Raw genomic sequence first — 16,228 nt, forward strand, 5'->3', positions numbered from 1 at the left:
GCGGCAAGAACAGTCAGCGCAGCTCTCACTAGGTACACAGACGATAACACGATGGAGGCTCCGTTCCGACTACTCGATCACTCAAAAAAGGTGACTTCGAAATATTCCAATATTCAAATCCACTAGCAAAAGATGCTGTTTCATATTGGCACAAATGTGTTCGGAACGGTGCAAATTCGTGGGAGCGGGCCGGTATCAGGACGCTCGAGTCAGACATTGTGTGACTGATGACACAATGGAGCCCAGCTCCGAGCGGCCTTTGACGAGGTTAACCTGAATGCGTGGATCCTTTGTCAGCGTCTCGTCGGCCGAGAGGCCTATGACGCGCGCGCCGGGCTGCCGCAGCGCCAGCCTGTCAAGGAAGGCGCGCAATTCGCCACTCGGAAGCGTGCAATCCAGAATGACTGCATCCAAATGTGTGGCCGCTGAAATTCGCGCTGCTTCGGCGAGCGATGTCGCGTGGACGAACTTGGCGACCGGCGCCAGTGCAGACGCTATGACCTCGGCGAAGTCATCATCCTTTTCAACGTGCAGAACCGATATCCGGCCCGTTTTTGCACTGTCCAGCCGAACGATGCTGGCATCGTTCGGCCCGCTGACCGAACCGGTGTGCTTACTGCAGAGCGGGCAGGTGAACCAGAAGACGGTGATGCCGTTTCGTTTGCTCTCGAACCCCATGTCGCCATCATGTCGGGTTACGATCCGCTTTGAGATGTTGAGGCCAAGACCGGTCCCGCCATTCGCGCGCGTATCGGAGCTGTCGGCCTGCGAAAATGCCTCGAACACTTTGGGCTTGAAGCTTTCCGAAACACCCGCTCCCCAGTTCTGCACGTAAACGATTGCGGAATCGCCAATTCGCTCGGCCTTGATCAGCACCTCGGTATCTTCTGACGAATACTTGCACGCGTTCGAGATAAGGTTGGCAAGCACCTGCTTCATCCGGCTGACATCAGCCCGCAGGATGAGCGGGTCCGCCGGCAAGTCCAAGGTCAGCCGATTGGCGTGCGTCAGCGCGAAGGGCGCGAGCTCCTCGGCGGCGTCCTGTACCATCGTCGCCAGATCCGCTGCTTCGAAATTGAACGAAACCTCGCCAGAGGAAATCTTCTCCAGATCCAGGATATCGTTCACGATCCGCGACAGTCGGCTGGTGTTCGAGCGTGCAATTTCGATCAGGCGCTGACTGGTTTTGGGCAGGGTTCCGTTCGTCGATCCTGTCAGCAAGTCCAATGCGCCCTTGATCGAGGTAAGCGGCGTGCGCAATTCGTGGCTGACTGTCGCGACAAATTCGTTCTTGGCCTGGCTCAGGCGCTTTTGATCGGTGATGTCGTTGATTTGCGCGATGAAGAAATCCTGCTCGGTATTGCGATCATAAGTCCATGAGATGTTGAACAGGCCCCAGCGGATTTCGCCGCTGGAATGGACGATCCGATGTTCGGCTGAATAGGTCCTGTCTGCCGGACCGTTCATCATGTCCGTCGCGCCCTTGTAGACTTTCTTGATATCCTCTCGAGGCACGATGTCCGAAAATCTTGTCTCTGCGATAATGCGCTCTTCGGGAATGCCGCACAGCTTGCAGAAGGCTTCGTTGACGGTAATGAAGTTGCCCTTGATATCCGTCAGTGCCATGCCCACAGGTGCGGCTGCCAGAACTTGGCGGAACCGTTGTTCGCTGACTTCCAACGCGTTGCGCGAGTGCAGCAACTCGGTCACATCCCACTGGATCCCGATCATTCTCTTGGCCGTACCATCGGCATTGCGTTCGACGATCAGTGCGTCGGAGCTGATCCACCGCCATTCGTCTTCGCTGTATCTCAGGCGGTAGTCGATGACGGCCTGATCCCTCAGACCATCCATGCATTCCTGCTCGATTTTGCGCATGACGACGAGGTCGTCCGGATGGACCCGCGCGTAGAGCATCTCTTCGACATCAACGTCGACGATGTCGGGGCTGAGCCCCATATTGCTAAGCCACGTGCCCGCGACCTTCATCTCGTTGGTTGTCAGATCCAGATCGAAAACCCCGATCCGAGCCGACTCCAGGCACATGTCGTAAAGAGCCTTGGTCCGCTTCAGCTCGGATTGCATTTCGATCTGCGGGGTGACGTCGCGAACGATCGCGGTGACACGGCTCTCTCCGTCCGCGGTGGTCCACTCGTTTCTTTGAAGGTCAAGGAAACACAGCTGACCGGCCTGAGAATAGCCATGCGCGTTGAAGCTCTGGTCCGCGGCGGCGGCGTCGAGTTCCCTTATCACGCTGGAAAACTTGAGGCCCGACAGGCCGATCTCGTCATATCCCAGCATGGTCTGGGCCGCCCGGTTCGAAATGAGGATATTCTCGTTCGAATCCAACACGAAAACCGCGGTGACATCATTGCCGACAATTGCATTGTTCTCGCGGTTGCGTGCCTCGATCTGTCGCGTCCGCAGGTCCGCAACGGCGCGCAACGCCTCGCCGCGCCGACTGATCGCACGAATGAGAAACAACAGCAGTCCGGTGACCAGAATACCCGAAAGACCAATAATCAAGGGCTGCTGGCTGTCGAAGGCGCTGTCAAATCGGGGCGTGCTGGTAAAGACCATCGTCCAAAGGCGGCCGAACTGCCGGATGGTGTATTCTTCGGTGTAGTTCCCCGCGGCGTCTTCCCCGCGATGATCTTCGAATATCAACTTCTCGGGATCTGTTCCCAGACCATCGAAAAGTTGCAACGAATAGCTGCTTTGCAAGCTGGGCGTCAGGTCGGCCATCAGGTTGGAAGCGATGAACGGCGCATAAACCCAGCCCCTGAATTCGCCCCGCCCCATCGGAAGTGTCGCGGAAGGGCCCACGGCCTTTTCGAAATGAGGAAAGAGCAGGAGGAAACCGGACTGATCCTTGGCGTGCTGAACCAGTTCAATTGGAGGCGTCATGCTGGCCTCTCCGGTGTCGCGGGCCAGCCTCAAAACACCGGCGCGCACAGGCTCAAACGCGGCGTCAAGGCCCAAGGCCTCGCGGTTGGCGCCCAAGGGATAGATATACCGCACTATGAAATGCGTTTGCGTATCTGCTACCCTGCTCAGCGTGAAGCCGGGCTGTCCGTCTTCTCGGACCTTGGCCAGAAACCCATCAAGCTCGTCATGGGGAACGGATTCGATAAAACCGATGGCGCTTACGCCAGGCAGAAACTCGTCGATCTGTAAGTGCCGCGCATAGTTATCGAAATCCGCCCGCGTCACCTCGTCCGACGCGCGCATGAATGCAGAGGTGCCCCGAAGCGATTGAAGGTATGTATCCATTCGGGATTGCAAAGCCCGGATGCCGTCTTCGCTAAGCCGTTGAAACTCACCCTTGGCCAACTGATTTTTGGCATTGATACTGGTGAAAACCATGACCGCCGTGACCAGTAAGCACGCACAAGCGAAAATCACCTCGGCTCGACTAGGCACTTTCATAACGCCAAATCTCTTCCATATCGCGCGTCACTGACAGCGACAGCCAAATTTAACTTTAGGTTGCATTTCCGGAAAGATCTACCCGTATAGCGATGACAGCTGCGCAAGTGTTGCGCGTTTGTCCAAGGCTCAAGAGTTTGGCGCCCCAATCGAAGAAAGTCCCTAATCGGCAACGCCCGCAACTGCAAGGCGCGGTGTCTGACGTGTCAAATTTTGGTAGAGAATTTTGGTCCGCATGGCCAGCCGGTTGGACGCTATGCGGCGTGCTGATGGCCTTCTGCAAAGGCTCGGTAGCCTGCTGATGCAAGCGCATCCGCGTGCGTTCGGCTTCAGGCGGTAGTGGCCTGAATGCGTTCGATTTCTGTAATCAGATCGTCGATGTCGCATCGCAATTCCGCAGACGGGGACGGAAGATTGGTCGACCTTTGGTCGATAGCGCCATCTATGGCCAATGCGTATTTCCCTAGGACGGGAAATCCGAGGGTCGCGGCAGTGCCCGCGATCTTGTGGCAGATCTGACCGATTTCTCGTGACGCCGCGTGGCTCTGTTCATGGCTTTGCAAATGAGATCGCAGCTGGGTCAGGCGCAGACGCTTTTCCTCCAGCTCATTTATAAAGCGTGCGCGCACGCGCAGGAGGCCTTCGGAAAATGTGCTGAGATCGTTCTGATACATGAAAATGCCTGGATCCTTGCGTCAAAAGCCGAAGAGTTTATTCAGAGGTGAGCCGGTTGTCGTGGACTCGGAGCGCGGCGTCCGCGCCGCAGCTTCGGCCAGAGATAGCGCGCGCACCAGTGTGCTTACAACGTTGCGACGGGACTTCATCTGCAAGGCGAGGGGTTCGCCCACGACCGGACTGACCATCAGCGGGCGGCCATCGCAGAAATGCAGGTCCATCTCGTGGAGGCGGTCATGCAAATCCGCCTCAAGCGCATGAGGATCTATCGAACTGCCCTCGATCAGGACGCAGATGAATTGCCCGGCGCCCGCGTGCGAAATGAAAAACCTGCGCGGCTTCAAGCTGTCTGACACTCCCTCGGCAATATCGGTAATTGCTGCGTGATATTCATAAAGGCTACTGGACCGAAACATCCTCTCGGCATCGGGAATGACAACGCCAAAAGCCTGCATGCCGAAAAGGGACAGCTGTGAGATCTGAAGCAGGTAATTTTCGAGTGCGATGTAGTCGATGAAGCCATCGATATCTGACAATGTCAGGCGCGCCTGGAAATCCTCGGGCGATACGATCGACGTCGCCTTGCGCACCGACTCGACGGGGTTGAGATCCGTTTTCTGGTGGCGCTCCGTGACCAGGTCTTGGATCAGGTTCAGCCGCGCGCTGACTTCGCCAACCTCGAACGGCTTGGTGATATAGTCGGTCGCTCCCGCCGCGAAGGCGCTATCAATATAAGACCGTTCGGTCATCGCCGTGATCATCAGGATCGGCGTGATCTTGTAAGCCGGCAGTTTGCGCACGGCGGATACCAGTTGAATGCCATCCATCTTCGGCATCTGGATATCGAACAGCAGGCAATCAAAGGGCGTGTTCGCGTGATCGATTGCGGCCAAGGCATCATGGGCGGACTCGCAAACCGTGAGGTTCGTGAAACCCGCGACTTTCAGGACTTCCGTCAAAAGCTCCAGAATGATCGGATCGTCGTCAACAGCCAGGATTTTCATCCTATCCTCCATCTTGATAGCCGGTGGGGTTCGACACAGTCAGCTCCCGCTATGCGTGCGCCAATCTTCTGCAAGCAAATGGGCCAAAATGCGGCAGGATGGGAAAAATCAGGAATTAAAACAAGATGTGAAACGGCCCCGCCTATGCTGCATCTGAGCGATCCCTCCTGGTCCTTGGTAAGCCTATCACATCTACGTGCCATACTTTAGCCGCATTTGGACTGACTCCTTTCCGCCGCTCAGGGCCTTTTTGCGAGGACTGCCACGGCACAGTCCATACTCGGGCGGGTAGGCGCGCAAGTTATTGCAGGGTCAAAGACCTGCGTCCGCGTCACAGAGCAACCAATCAGTCTCAGCAAAAATGTTTTCCTCAATATCATGCACCGGCGGAAGGCTTTCCAGTGAGAGCGATGCTCTCTCGAATTCGCTGCGAACGAGCGCCACCGCTGCGGTGCGGCTGATGATCCGGTGATCGTTCAGCTGGTGCACCGCGACCTCGAATGCGTCACTGTAATCGAGGCTGCGAGCGTCAAGCATCGAGCACACCTTGTCCTGAATGCAGGTTCGGAAGGTCTCCGAGGTGCCAGTCATACGTCCCAGAACGCAGCAGAGGAACCGGCCCCGTCCAATATAGGACATAAAGGGCGTGTCTGCCGGAGCGGCCGTTAAAATCCCTTGGCTGACATCCCGCAGAAGTTGGAGCGTTTCAGAGCGGCCACGGGAACAGCTTGCCTTCTGAAACGCCGGAACGACGATGCGGAAAACGCTGATATGATAAAGCCCGTCCTGAAGTCGCAGAAGGCTTTTTTCCAGCTCGTGGTAATCCAGAATGCCGGAAACGCCGGAAAGGCAGATGCGCTCGGATATATCGAACCCACTGACCGGATCGTGCGACGTGAGGACCGATTGCAGGGCGGCGCGCCCCGCCTTTTCACGCTTGAGCGCGTCGACCAACAGCATCGCAGATTTAATCCGCCCGGCCAGTTCGACCTCGTCCAAGGGCTTTCTCAGAAAATCCGTGGCACCGGCGTGAAAGGCCTGCTCCATCAGCGGAGTTTCCTGACTGGCCGTGATCATGATGATGGGCGTCGTCTGGTAACTGCTGTGTTGCCGAAGACGGTGGCACAGCTCAATTCCGTCAATATCGCCCATCATGATGTCTAGAAGGAAGCAGTCGAAAGGCTGTGAGGCTGCATCGACCAACTGCAACGCATGCTCTGCCGATACTGCAAGCGTCAGCGAAACATGGTCGCGTCGCTCTAGCCTGGCCGCAATTACATCGCTGAACGTCGGATCGTCGTCTACCAAAAGGATATGCATCCAAAAAGCCTCCATGACAGGTATGAGTGCGCGAATGTCTCAACACTTGGTAAAACCTAAATACGGCAATTTCTCGGACTCTCTGAAGACTGTTCTATCACCGGCTAAAGGTGCAGATTTCTTATGTGAGATACGCGTTTCAGGCTGTAAAAGCAGATCTACGGCGCTCTTCCGCGCCACGATTTCGTCAAACTATTCGGCGCCTGTCGACTGATGCAGCAGCTTTCCGGTGCAGCAGCGTCAATAGTTGCAACTGCAAAAATTTCATCATCTTTAGGATGTATTCATAATTTGGCCCAAATTGCCCTTTTAAGTCTCCTCCAGAGGGTGCCCGGATGCGCAACCCGCCTTTAAAGATCCACGATAACCGCGTGGACACGCTAAAAATGAGGAGTTCGAGCCGTGAAAATAATTGCTGTAGATGATGACGGGGTTGCGCTGGATCTGCTCAACGAGTGCCTTCAGGCAGGTGATTTCCACCACGTGACCCTCATGTCGTCGCCAACCGATATGATGAAAAGGCTCAACGACAGCGCGATCGCCTATGACTGCATCCTTCTGGACATCGAGATGCCCGGCAAGGATGGGATCCAACTTTGCGCAGAAATCCGTCAGCAGCCCCGATACAAGAACACTCCGATCATCATGATCACTCAAAATCGCGAACATGCCGCCGTCGAGAGGGCTTTCTCGAACGGCGCAACCGATTACATCACCAAACCTTTCAGTTTTTTCGAGGTGCTGACCCGCATCAAACTTGCCGAAAGGCTGGTTCAAGAGCGTCGGGCGGCCATGGACAGTTACCTTTCGATGCGAACGAACGATGAGACGGGTCCGCATCTTTCGCTTGTCCTGAGCGATCCCGCGGAGGATACGGCCCGTGATCTGGCCAAGGCCAAGACCGGCAAGAGCAAGGTTCTGTCGCTCGGCGTTTTCCAGAACTACCTTGATCAGGTTACCAGCGGCGACACGTGCGACACGCAGCTTTTTGCCATCAAGCTGCATCGCATCGATGAGATATTCGCAAACAGCTCGGCTCAGGAGTTTCTCGCACTGCTCGATTCTGCCGCCCGTGCCGTTCACGCCGAATTCGCGCCTCACACGATTTTTCTTGCCCATGCGGGCAATGGTATCCTGCTTTGCGCGTGCAAGCGTGCCGCTGTCCAAAGGGCCAAGGTGATAGCCCAGTCTCTGGAAAGCAATTTGCGGGCAGGGACCTTGCCAGACGTGTGCCGTAGGTCGATCCCTTTGCAGGTATCTGCGGGGCTCCCTTTCCGTCTGAAACCCACGCTGAAGCTGAATTTCAATCGGGCTTCCAAGGCCGCGATCAGCCGTGTGGAATTACGCGATCCGGCACCAGCCGGAAACAGGTCGCAATTGCGAGTGGGGTGAATGCAGCGTAGTGATGCTTGAGGGTCCGCTATGGCTCATTCGCTACTATTACCCGCCAATCTTGGAGGGTGACCCGACGTCATTACGTGCAATTTGCGGACATGATCTGAACCATGTCCAAAACCGCGACGAAATCAGCACATGAGCGAGCAAGGCGAACAAATGACGCTGAGACCAGACATTCTGACCGAAGCCAAGGCGGCGCGACGTCCATGACGCCGCTCAAGAGCTATATTGTCTCCAAGGGGTATCTGATCCTTGCGCTGGTCGCGGTGATGAGCGTGATGGTCATCGGTTTTGCTGTGATCAAATCGGATCGTGAGCGCTATACAGCTTCGGTCCGTCATAATGTCGAGATGGCCCTCGATCGCGCCACGGATCAGATCAGGTATCAGTTTTTCGAGTCCGTTTTGATATCCAACAAGATCGAAAGCCTTCTGGAGAACAGCCGGGAAATTCCCGAAGCTCAGATCGCGCGGGTTGTCGACGAGTTGATCCAGCACAATCCGAGTGTTGTGACTGTCGCGCTTGCCCCGAACCTCGAGGTCACGCACAGCTTTCCGCAAAATGCCAACCAGGGGACGGTAGGGCTGAAATATTTTGAAGTCCCAGCTCAGATGAGCAGCGTGGCGCGGGCCTATCGCTGGAGAAGCCCCGTAGTCGTTGGCCCGGTCCAGCTGGTGCAGGGTGGGGAGGGGTTCATCCTTCGCTATCCGGTTCAGATCCGAAGAGACGACGCAGACACTCCGCGTTTTTGGGGCATTATTTCGATAGTTGTGAAATCTGACCAGTTGTTTGGCGCATACGGCTCGGACAACATGGATTATGAGTTCGGCCTTCGTGAACTCCATTCTTCCAGCCGGCCATATCGCAGCATGTTCGGCGATCCCGATCTATTTGAAGGCGATCCGGTAATCCGCGAAATCACGATGCTGGGAAGCACGTGGCAAGCGACGGCAAAACCCAAGGAGGGGTGGCCCGCCTATTCGCCACAAAGCCCGGTCATCATGCTTTTGACGTTGATTTCGGCGGTGTTGCTGCTTGCCATTCTCATGGTTCTTCGCCGCCTGTCCACCCGTATCGAAAAAGCCAACGCCCTACTGGCTGAGACAATCGAATGCATCGATGAAGGCTTTATCGCGTTTGATGAAAAAGACAGGCTCGTTACCGTGAATGAAAGATACCTGTCGTATTATCCTAAAATTGCCGATGCCGCGGTCCCGGGCGTGACGTTCGAGGAGCTGATCCGCATAGATGCCGCGCGCAATAATTATCCGGAAGCCATCGGTCGCGAGGAGGAGTGGATACAGGACCGCCTCGCGGCGCATTATAATCCGGGCGCGCCGTTCTTTCAGAAAAGCGATCAGGACCGGTGGTTCAAGGTTGTGGAGGCCAAGTCACCGCGCGGTTACACTGTCGGCATTCGGACCGATGTCACGGCGGTGAAACGGGCGCAGGAGTTGGCCGAGCGCGCCGACCGCGAAAAGACCGAGTTCCTCAACAATGTCTCGCACGAGCTGCGCACGCCGCTGACGGTCATTTCAGGACGGGTTGCCTTCCTGCAGAACCCGAACCTTCTAGCGCAAGCGAAGACGCTGCAAGCCGCTCTGAGCGCAGATGAACTGTCACGAGAAGATGTGATATCGGCCGTTGCCGAATATCAAGATCAGGTCTCCAAACAGGGCGCGAGTGCGCTGAGCGCCGCGCAGCATATGCTCCGGCTTGTCGAGGATTTGCTGGACTGGACCAAGGTAGAAAGCGGCAGGCTCGAGCTTGATCTTGCCCCGGTCGAGGTCGGGACAATCGCGTCGTCCATCGTGAGCGATCTTCGTCCGGCCGCCGAGGCCAAGGGTCTGCGTTTGAGCTACTTCAGCGATTGCGACGCGACGATCATGGCCGACCAGACGCGGCTCAAGCAGATCCTGTACAATCTGACATCCAACGCGATCAAGTTCACCCAGACCGGGGGCATTTCGCTTGTTGTCACGCATGATGACGATGAAATCGTCTTTACGGTCAAGGATACCGGATGTGGTATCCGGCAAGAGGATTTTTCCCGCATATTCAAGCGGTTTCAGCAGGTCGATGGATCTATGACGCGCCAGATGAACGGGCTGGGCCTTGGGCTTGCCATCGCTGACCAACTGGCAAAATTGCACGGCGGCGCCCTGTCTTTGACCAGCACTGTCGGAGAGGGTAGCGCATTCCGTCTGGTGTTGCCCAAGCCCGCCGTCAGCGCACACTGGCCCTCTTATCCGCGCTTGAAGGCTGTTTGAAGAAGCTGGCAGCCTGCATCCGGCAGACGAGGGTTCAGATGTTAAATGCGCGCGCGCGATTGATCACCGCCCCGATGATCCAGCTTTGGATCGGAGCGTAGTTTTCCTTCTCAGACGCGGTTTTCGTCGCCTTTCCCCGCGCGTTTGAACGCAAGGTAAGAGATCGGCAGCGAACAGAGATAGAGCGCGTTGACCACGATCAGCGTCGGCCAGGGATAGACCACCAGGCACACGACCAGCACGACCGCAGCGACCAGGAAGAGCGGCAGATGCGCGCGCCGGATCGAGGCATGCTTGATCGAGAAGGTCGGAATCGTGCTGATCGCGAGGAGGCCGACACCGATGATGTAGGCGGCGCGCAGGATCGGGAAATCATCCTCGCGCCATCCGGCCAGGTGGAAGAGGATCGGCATCAGTGCAAGGCAGGCCAGTGCGGGCGCGGGCACACCCACAAAAAATCCGTCCTGTTTCAGAGTGACATCCGGGCGGTCCATCGACAGGTTGAACCGCGCCAGCCGCAGCGCGCAGCAGACGGCCAGAACCAGCACTGCCAGCCACCCGAGACTGGCATATTTGGTACCCGTATAGAGCGTGTTATACAGCAAAAATCCCGGCGCTATGCCGAAATTGAAGAAATCCGCGAGACTGTCCAACTCGGCGCCAAAGGGGCTGGCCGTGTCGAGAAAGCGCGCCAGCTTGCCATCCGCCGCGTCCAGAAAGACGGCCAGGAGTATGAAGTAGAGGCTGGCGTGCAAATGCCCCTCAAGGCTCATCCGGACCGATGTGAGGCCAGCGCAGATGGCAAAGACCGTGACGAGGCTTGGCACGATGTGCCGCAGCTTGATCCTTTGCGGTGCGCTCATACGGATACGCCCCGACGTGCGGTCTGCTCTGTTCCCAACTGGGCGAGGATCGTCTCACCTGCCACGGCGGTCTGGCCGACGCAGACCAGCGGCGCGACGCCTTCGGGCAGGTAGATGTCCAGACGGCTGCCGAAGCGGATCAGGCCAAAGCGGTGGCCGGCCTCCAGCGCGCTGCCCTCGCGGACAAAGCAGACGATGCGCCGCGCAACGAGGCCGGCGATCTGAACCACACCAATCTGCGCGCCCTGCGCCGTCTCGATCCTCAGCGAATTGCGCTCGTTCAATTCGCTTGCCTTGTCGAAGGAGGCATTGAGGAATTGGCCCTTGTGATAGGCAATGCTGCGCACTTTGCCCGCAACCGGCGCACGATTCACATGGCAGTTAAAGACGTTCATGAAGACCGACACACGCGTCACCTCGGCCTCGCCCAGCCCCAATTCTTTGGGCGGCACCAGCGTCTGAATTAGAGAAACGACCCCGTCAGCCGGTGATAGCACCAGGTCATCACCCTGCGGAATGACGCGGACCGGGTCGCGGAAAAAATAATAGCACCACACCGTCGCACCCACGCCCAGCCAAAAGAGCGGCTCCCATATGAGGGCGAGGATCAGCGTGATCGCGGCAAAGATCGCAACGAATTTGCGGCCCTCGGGGTGCATCGGAACGGCGACGATCTTGAGCATGTTCATGGGCAGACTTTCAAATCAATTCAAACTGTACGAGCACGGTGCCAACCAGGAATATCCCGGTCGCCAGCAGCATGCACATCGTGGCGAGCGAGCCGAGATCCTTGGCGTCGCGGGCGAATTCCTGCCAGTCGGGGGCAAGATGATCGATGATGCATTCGATCGCGGTGTTTAGCGCCTCCGTGGCGACCAGCGCCAGAAAGAGGATGGCGAAGATACCCATCTGCACCCAACTGGCCCCGATAGCGGCCAAAAGCAAGAGGCAGAGCGCACCGACCAACCCCATATGCCGCAGCGCCGTCTCGCGCCAAAGGCGCCGCAATCCCTGCAGGGAATAGCCCGCGGCGGCCAATACATGCGCAGCCCCGGTCACGCGTGGCGGGCGGGGGCGCGACACGGGGCGGTGTGCGGCTGCCACCTGATCAGGTTTTGGCCCCGTCTGGGGTGTCTTGGTACTCATCAGATAGGGCCCTCTTGCGGGATGGACACGGCACGAGCCGTGCAGCTCTTATTGCGCCGGGCGCGCGGCTTGTCCAATGCCGAGGCGCCGATGATGCGGCGCGCTTCAGTAATTCTGCACACCGCTTGCGACCCCGAAGGCCGAACCGACAAGGCCCAGCACGGTGCGCACGGAGGTCACGGGCGATTCCGTCGCCATTACCGTGTCCCCGGGGGCAATCCGGAATTTGCGCGCAGCGAAAAGGCCGTCGGCGCTTGTCATGTCGAAGGCGAAAACGACTTGGCGCCGTGACGGGCCGGTCCCGTCGCTGCGCAGGGTCTCGGGGCCATAATCGCGCAGCACCAGAACGCCCTTGGGGTTGGCGCGGCCCTCGGACAGCCCGCCGATCAGCGACAGCGCCTCCATGGCGGTGATTTCTTCTTGTTCAAAGCGGATCAACTGCTCGGTTCCCGTGGCGCCGAATGCGGTGAAGGAACGCTCGTCCTCCAGCAGGGCGATGACATCACCACCCCGCAACGGGATGTTGAGCGGCGCATGGTCCAAAAGGCGCTCGGCGCGGATGGTATAGCTGCGCCCGCCGCGCTGCAGGCGCACCAGTGGATGGCGCAGACCGGGCGCAATGCCGCCGCCCTGCGCGATCGCGCTGAGAATGCGCAAGGGGCCGTCCTGCAGCGGATAGCTGCCGGGGCTGGCCACACCCGAGACCAGATCCACGGAATTGCGCGCGCCCGCCACCCGCTCCAGTTGAACTTGGGCTGAGGGCGCGATGCTGCCCAGGCGGTCTTGCAGCAGGCGCCGCGCCTCGGCGGGTGGTTTTCCGCTGACGTTGATCTCGTCCAGGTAGGGCACGAATATCGTGCCCTCGGGCGAGACTTTTATGCGTGGAATTTCGACTGATCTGGCGCCTGGCTCGGTCAGTAGGGAATTGTCCTGGCTGTCCCAGATCGCTAGGCTAAGGACGTCGCCCGCGCGAATGGCGGTGCCGCGCGCGCCCGCGCTGGCCGGGGGCCAGGCGTAATGCGTCTGCGTGGCGGTGCGCGGCCATGTGGCGATGGCCGCCGCATTGGCGCGGCTGACGCGGACCACCTGATAGGCGCCAATTTCGGCGCGTTCGGCGTCCAGTATTTCTGAGGTGATTGCCGCGCCGCGCGGAAGGCTGCAGGCGGGCACGGTCAAAACCGCCAGGCAGAGCGCCGCCCATCTGAGCGCGGCAATCAAACCGCGAGCCTGTTCCTTGGCCTCCACAATCATGCGTCCCTGTTCCCTGCGCCAGCGCCCGTGCGCCTCATTTCATCTATATGCGCAGCCCCGCGCCGGACAACCTTAAATGGTGCGTTCGGTTGGGTATGGCACGGGTGCAACAGGCGATGACGGGCCTCTGGCGCGATTTGCCCATGGCCCGCGGGCGCAGCGCAAGATAGGCTCGCGCGGGAACAAACCCGTAAGGTTGCGAGGCGGTATGAAGAATATGACAGTCGTCATCGGCGGCGGCGCCTGGGGGACGGCGCTGGCCTGCGTTTCGGCGCGGGCGGGACGGCGCACCGCGCTTTTGTGCCGCGATCCGGAGGTGGCGCGCAGCTTGACGGAGGAGGGGATGAACCACCGCTACCTGCCCGGCCTTCATCTGGCCGACCGGATTGAGGCGGGCACGGATCCGGCGATCGCGGCGCAGGCGGACATGATCATCCTCGCAATCCCGGCGCAACGCCTGCGCGGCGCGCTGCCGTCCCTTGCACCGCATTTTCCGCCCCACGCGGTCTTGGTAAACACCGCCAAGGGGATTGAGGTCGAGACGGGCCAACCGCTCAGCCGTACCATCGCCGAGATTTGCCCGGACCATCCGCAAGCAGTCCTCTCGGGCCCCAGCTTTGCCAGCGATGTCGCGGCGGGCAAGCCAACCGCCGTCACGCTGGCCGCCGGGGACGAAGCCGCGGCGCTGGACCTGTGCCACGCGCTCAGCTCGGACACGTTTCGCGCTTATGCCAGCGCCGACATCACCGGCGTCGAGACGGGGGGCGCGCTCAAAAATGTCTATGCGATCGCCGCCGGGATCGTGATCGGCATGGGCTATGGCGAAAGTGCCAAGGCTGCGCTGATCACCCGCGCCTTCGTGGAATTGCGCCGCCTCGGCGCCGCGATGGGCGGCGCACCCGAGACATTCATGGGCCTGTCGGGCTTCGGGGATCTGATGCTCAGCTGCGGCGCGGCACAGTCGCGCAATTTCAGTTACGGCATGGCGCTGGGGCAGGGGGAGGATCTGGAAAACCGGCCCTTGGCCGAGGGCGTGGCAACGGTGCAGATCGCGGGACGCATCGCCGATGAGCACGGCATAGACGCGCCCATCCTGCACATGACGCGCCGCCTGCTGGGCGGCGAGGTAACGCCGCACTTCGCGATGCAATCGCTGCTGACGCGCCCTCTCAAGGAAGAGGTCTGATCGCGCGCGCCACGCGCCGCCACGGACGCGCGGCCCCTCTTTCATTGTTCACCAAATACTCAAAATGAAAACACCCGCGCCAAGGCGCGGGTGCTCTCGTCTTCAGGGGTGCAGATCGCCAGGGATCAGTGCACGTATTTCTTGATCTCGCCGGACTTAAGCCGCCCCGCATAGCCATTGAGCTCGCGGCGCACCAGCTTCATCAGGAAGTAGAGTGCAAAGATGTTGACCACGGCCATGGCAAAGATCGCCGCATCCGAGAAGTCGATGACCGGGCCAAGGCTCGCTGCCGCGCCGATCACGATGAAGACGCAGAAGATGATCTTGAACGTCAGCTCCGATGCCTTGCCCTCGCCAAAGAGGTAGGTCCATGCCTTGAGGCCATAGTAGCTCCAGGAGATCATGGTCGAGAAGGCAAAGAGCACCACCGCGATGGCCAGCACATAGGGGAACCAGCTGATGGCCGATCCGAACGCCGCCGAGGTCAGCGCGACGCCCGATGTGTCGCCGACGGTCGAGATCGCTGTGCCCGCCTCGTTCAGCACGAAGAGGCCGGTTTCGGGATCCGAGATGAGCTGACCAGAGATGATGATGACCAGCGCGGTCATCGTGCAGATGACCACCGTGTCGATCAGCGGCTCGAGCAGCGACACGAAGCCTTCGGTGATCGGCTCTTTGGTGCGGACCGCCGCGTGGGCAATCGCTGCCGAGCCGACGCCCGCCTCGTTGGAAAATGCCGCCCGCTTGAAGCCCTGGATCAGCGCGCCGACAAGGCCACCCGCCACGCCGAGGCCGGTAAATGCGCCCTCGAAGATCTGGCCGAACGCGGTGCCGATCTGATCGTAGTTGATCAGAATGATCACCAGCGCCGCACCCACATAGAGAACGCCCATGAACGGCACGACCTTTTCGGTGACGCGTGCGATGGATTTGATGCCACCCACGATCACGGCAAAGACGACCGCCGCAAAGATGATGCCGGTGATCCAGCCCGGATACTCTCCGGTGATCCCGACGATCTGTGCATGTGCCTGATTGGCCTGGAACATGTTGCCGCCACCCAGAGCGCCAAGAATGCAGAAAATCGAGAACATGATCGCCAGGAATCCGCCACCGGGCAGGCCCAGCTCGGCAAAGCCTTTTTTCATGTAATACATCGGACCGCCCGACACGGTGCCGTCGGGATATTCATTCCGGTATTTCACCGCCAGCGTGCATTCGGTGAATTTGGACGCCATGCCAAGAAGACCCGCGAGGACCATCCAGAACGTAGCGCCGGGTCCGCCGATGCCGATAGCGACAGCGACGCCCGCGATATTGCCGAGGCCCACGGTGCCCGACAGGGCCGTTGTCAGCGCCTGGAAGTGGCTGACCTCGCCCGCGTCATTGGGATCTGAATAATCGCCTTTCACCAGCTTGATCGCGTGCCCGAAAAAGCGGAACTGCACGAAGCCGAAATAGAGGGTAAAGACCGAGGCGCCGATGACCAGCCACATCACGATCCATGGAAATGTCGTCCCCGGAAAGTTCGAAAAGATCAGGTTGACGAATGGGCCTGTGAAGGCGGCGAAAGCCTCGTTCACCTTGGCGTCCAGGCTCATGGCCTCTTGCGCGATGGCGCTGGCGGGCGCGGCACATGCCACGGCGGCGATCATTGCCTTGCTGAGATGTCTCATTTGCACGTCT

Annotated in this window: 12 protein-coding genes; 3 read left to right on the forward strand and 9 right to left on the reverse strand. The window is 59.1% G+C overall.

All coding sequences use genetic code 11. The features are described 5' to 3' along the window. Window positions 1-195 precede the first annotated feature (195 nt). The 4 genes from BW975_RS04455 to BW975_RS04470 all read right to left on the reverse strand — a co-directional run bounded on the left by BW975_RS04455 (window position 196) and on the right by BW975_RS04470 (window position 6,428). Complete coding sequence (locus tag BW975_RS04455; RefSeq protein ID WP_170846547.1) at window positions 196-3,273, reverse strand: CHASE domain-containing protein; 3,078 nt, start codon at window positions 3,271-3,273, stop codon at window positions 196-198. 485 nt (window positions 3,274-3,758) lie between these two features. Then, a complete protein-coding gene (locus tag BW975_RS04460) occupies window positions 3,759-4,103 on the reverse strand; it encodes an Hpt domain-containing protein (protein ID WP_076531313.1) in 345 nt (114 codons plus the stop codon). 21 nt (window positions 4,104-4,124) lie between these two features. Beyond that, a complete protein-coding gene (locus tag BW975_RS04465) occupies window positions 4,125-5,108 on the reverse strand; it encodes a response regulator (protein ID WP_076531315.1) in 984 nt (327 codons plus the stop codon). A gap of 312 nt (window positions 5,109-5,420) precedes the next feature. After that, window positions 5,421-6,428 carry a response regulator gene (locus BW975_RS04470; protein ID WP_076531317.1) on the reverse strand — a complete coding sequence of 336 codons (1,008 nt, stop codon included), beginning with the start codon at window positions 6,426-6,428 and terminating at the stop codon, window positions 5,421-5,423. 402 nt (window positions 6,429-6,830) lie between these two features. Between BW975_RS04470 and BW975_RS04475 the strand changes: the two genes are divergently transcribed. Together BW975_RS04475 and BW975_RS04480 are read left to right on the forward strand one after the other, a co-directional pair. Then, complete coding sequence (locus tag BW975_RS04475) at window positions 6,831-7,820, forward strand: response regulator (protein ID WP_076531319.1); 990 nt, start codon at window positions 6,831-6,833, stop codon at window positions 7,818-7,820. 212 nt (window positions 7,821-8,032) lie between these two features. Further along, on the forward strand, window positions 8,033-10,096 hold the full coding sequence (locus BW975_RS04480) for an ATP-binding protein (protein WP_076531321.1): 2,064 nt from the start codon (window positions 8,033-8,035) through the stop codon (window positions 10,094-10,096). Window positions 10,097-10,206: 110 nt separating this feature from the next. On the opposite strand, the gene BW975_RS04485 is transcribed toward BW975_RS04480, so the two are convergent. The 4 genes from BW975_RS04485 to BW975_RS04500 all read right to left on the reverse strand — a co-directional run bounded on the left by BW975_RS04485 (window position 10,207) and on the right by BW975_RS04500 (window position 13,356). Further along, window positions 10,207-10,959 carry a CDP-alcohol phosphatidyltransferase family protein gene (locus tag BW975_RS04485; RefSeq protein WP_076531323.1) on the reverse strand — a complete coding sequence of 251 codons (753 nt, stop codon included), beginning with the start codon at window positions 10,957-10,959 and terminating at the stop codon, window positions 10,207-10,209. Further along, complete coding sequence (locus BW975_RS04490; RefSeq protein WP_418314328.1) at window positions 10,956-11,654, reverse strand: phosphatidylserine decarboxylase; 699 nt, start codon at window positions 11,652-11,654, stop codon at window positions 10,956-10,958. The genes BW975_RS04485 and BW975_RS04490 overlap by 4 nt, the downstream gene beginning before the upstream one ends. 4 nt (window positions 11,655-11,658) lie before the next feature. Further along, entirely contained in the window at window positions 11,659-12,105 is a 447-nt protein-coding gene (locus BW975_RS04495) for a diacylglycerol kinase (RefSeq protein ID WP_083686981.1), read from the reverse strand. Between the two features lie 105 nt (window positions 12,106-12,210). Continuing rightward, window positions 12,211-13,356: a polysaccharide biosynthesis/export family protein gene (locus BW975_RS04500; RefSeq protein WP_076531327.1), complete on the reverse strand. Its 1,146-nt coding sequence runs from the start codon at window positions 13,354-13,356 to the stop codon at window positions 12,211-12,213. Between the two features lie 208 nt (window positions 13,357-13,564). Between BW975_RS04500 and BW975_RS04505 the strand changes: the two genes are divergently transcribed. Continuing rightward, complete coding sequence (locus tag BW975_RS04505) at window positions 13,565-14,542, forward strand: NAD(P)H-dependent glycerol-3-phosphate dehydrogenase (protein WP_076531329.1); 978 nt, start codon at window positions 13,565-13,567, stop codon at window positions 14,540-14,542. A gap of 125 nt (window positions 14,543-14,667) precedes the next feature. On the opposite strand, the gene BW975_RS04510 is transcribed toward BW975_RS04505, so the two are convergent. Next, window positions 14,668-16,218, reverse strand: a complete 1,551-nt coding sequence (locus BW975_RS04510; RefSeq protein ID WP_076531331.1) for an alanine/glycine:cation symporter family protein — start codon at window positions 16,216-16,218, stop codon at window positions 14,668-14,670. Window positions 16,219-16,228: the final 10 nt, after the last annotated feature.

Source organism: Roseovarius nanhaiticus (genome assembly GCF_900156535.1).
Lineage (GTDB): Bacteria > Pseudomonadota > Alphaproteobacteria > Rhodobacterales > Rhodobacteraceae > Roseovarius > Roseovarius nanhaiticus.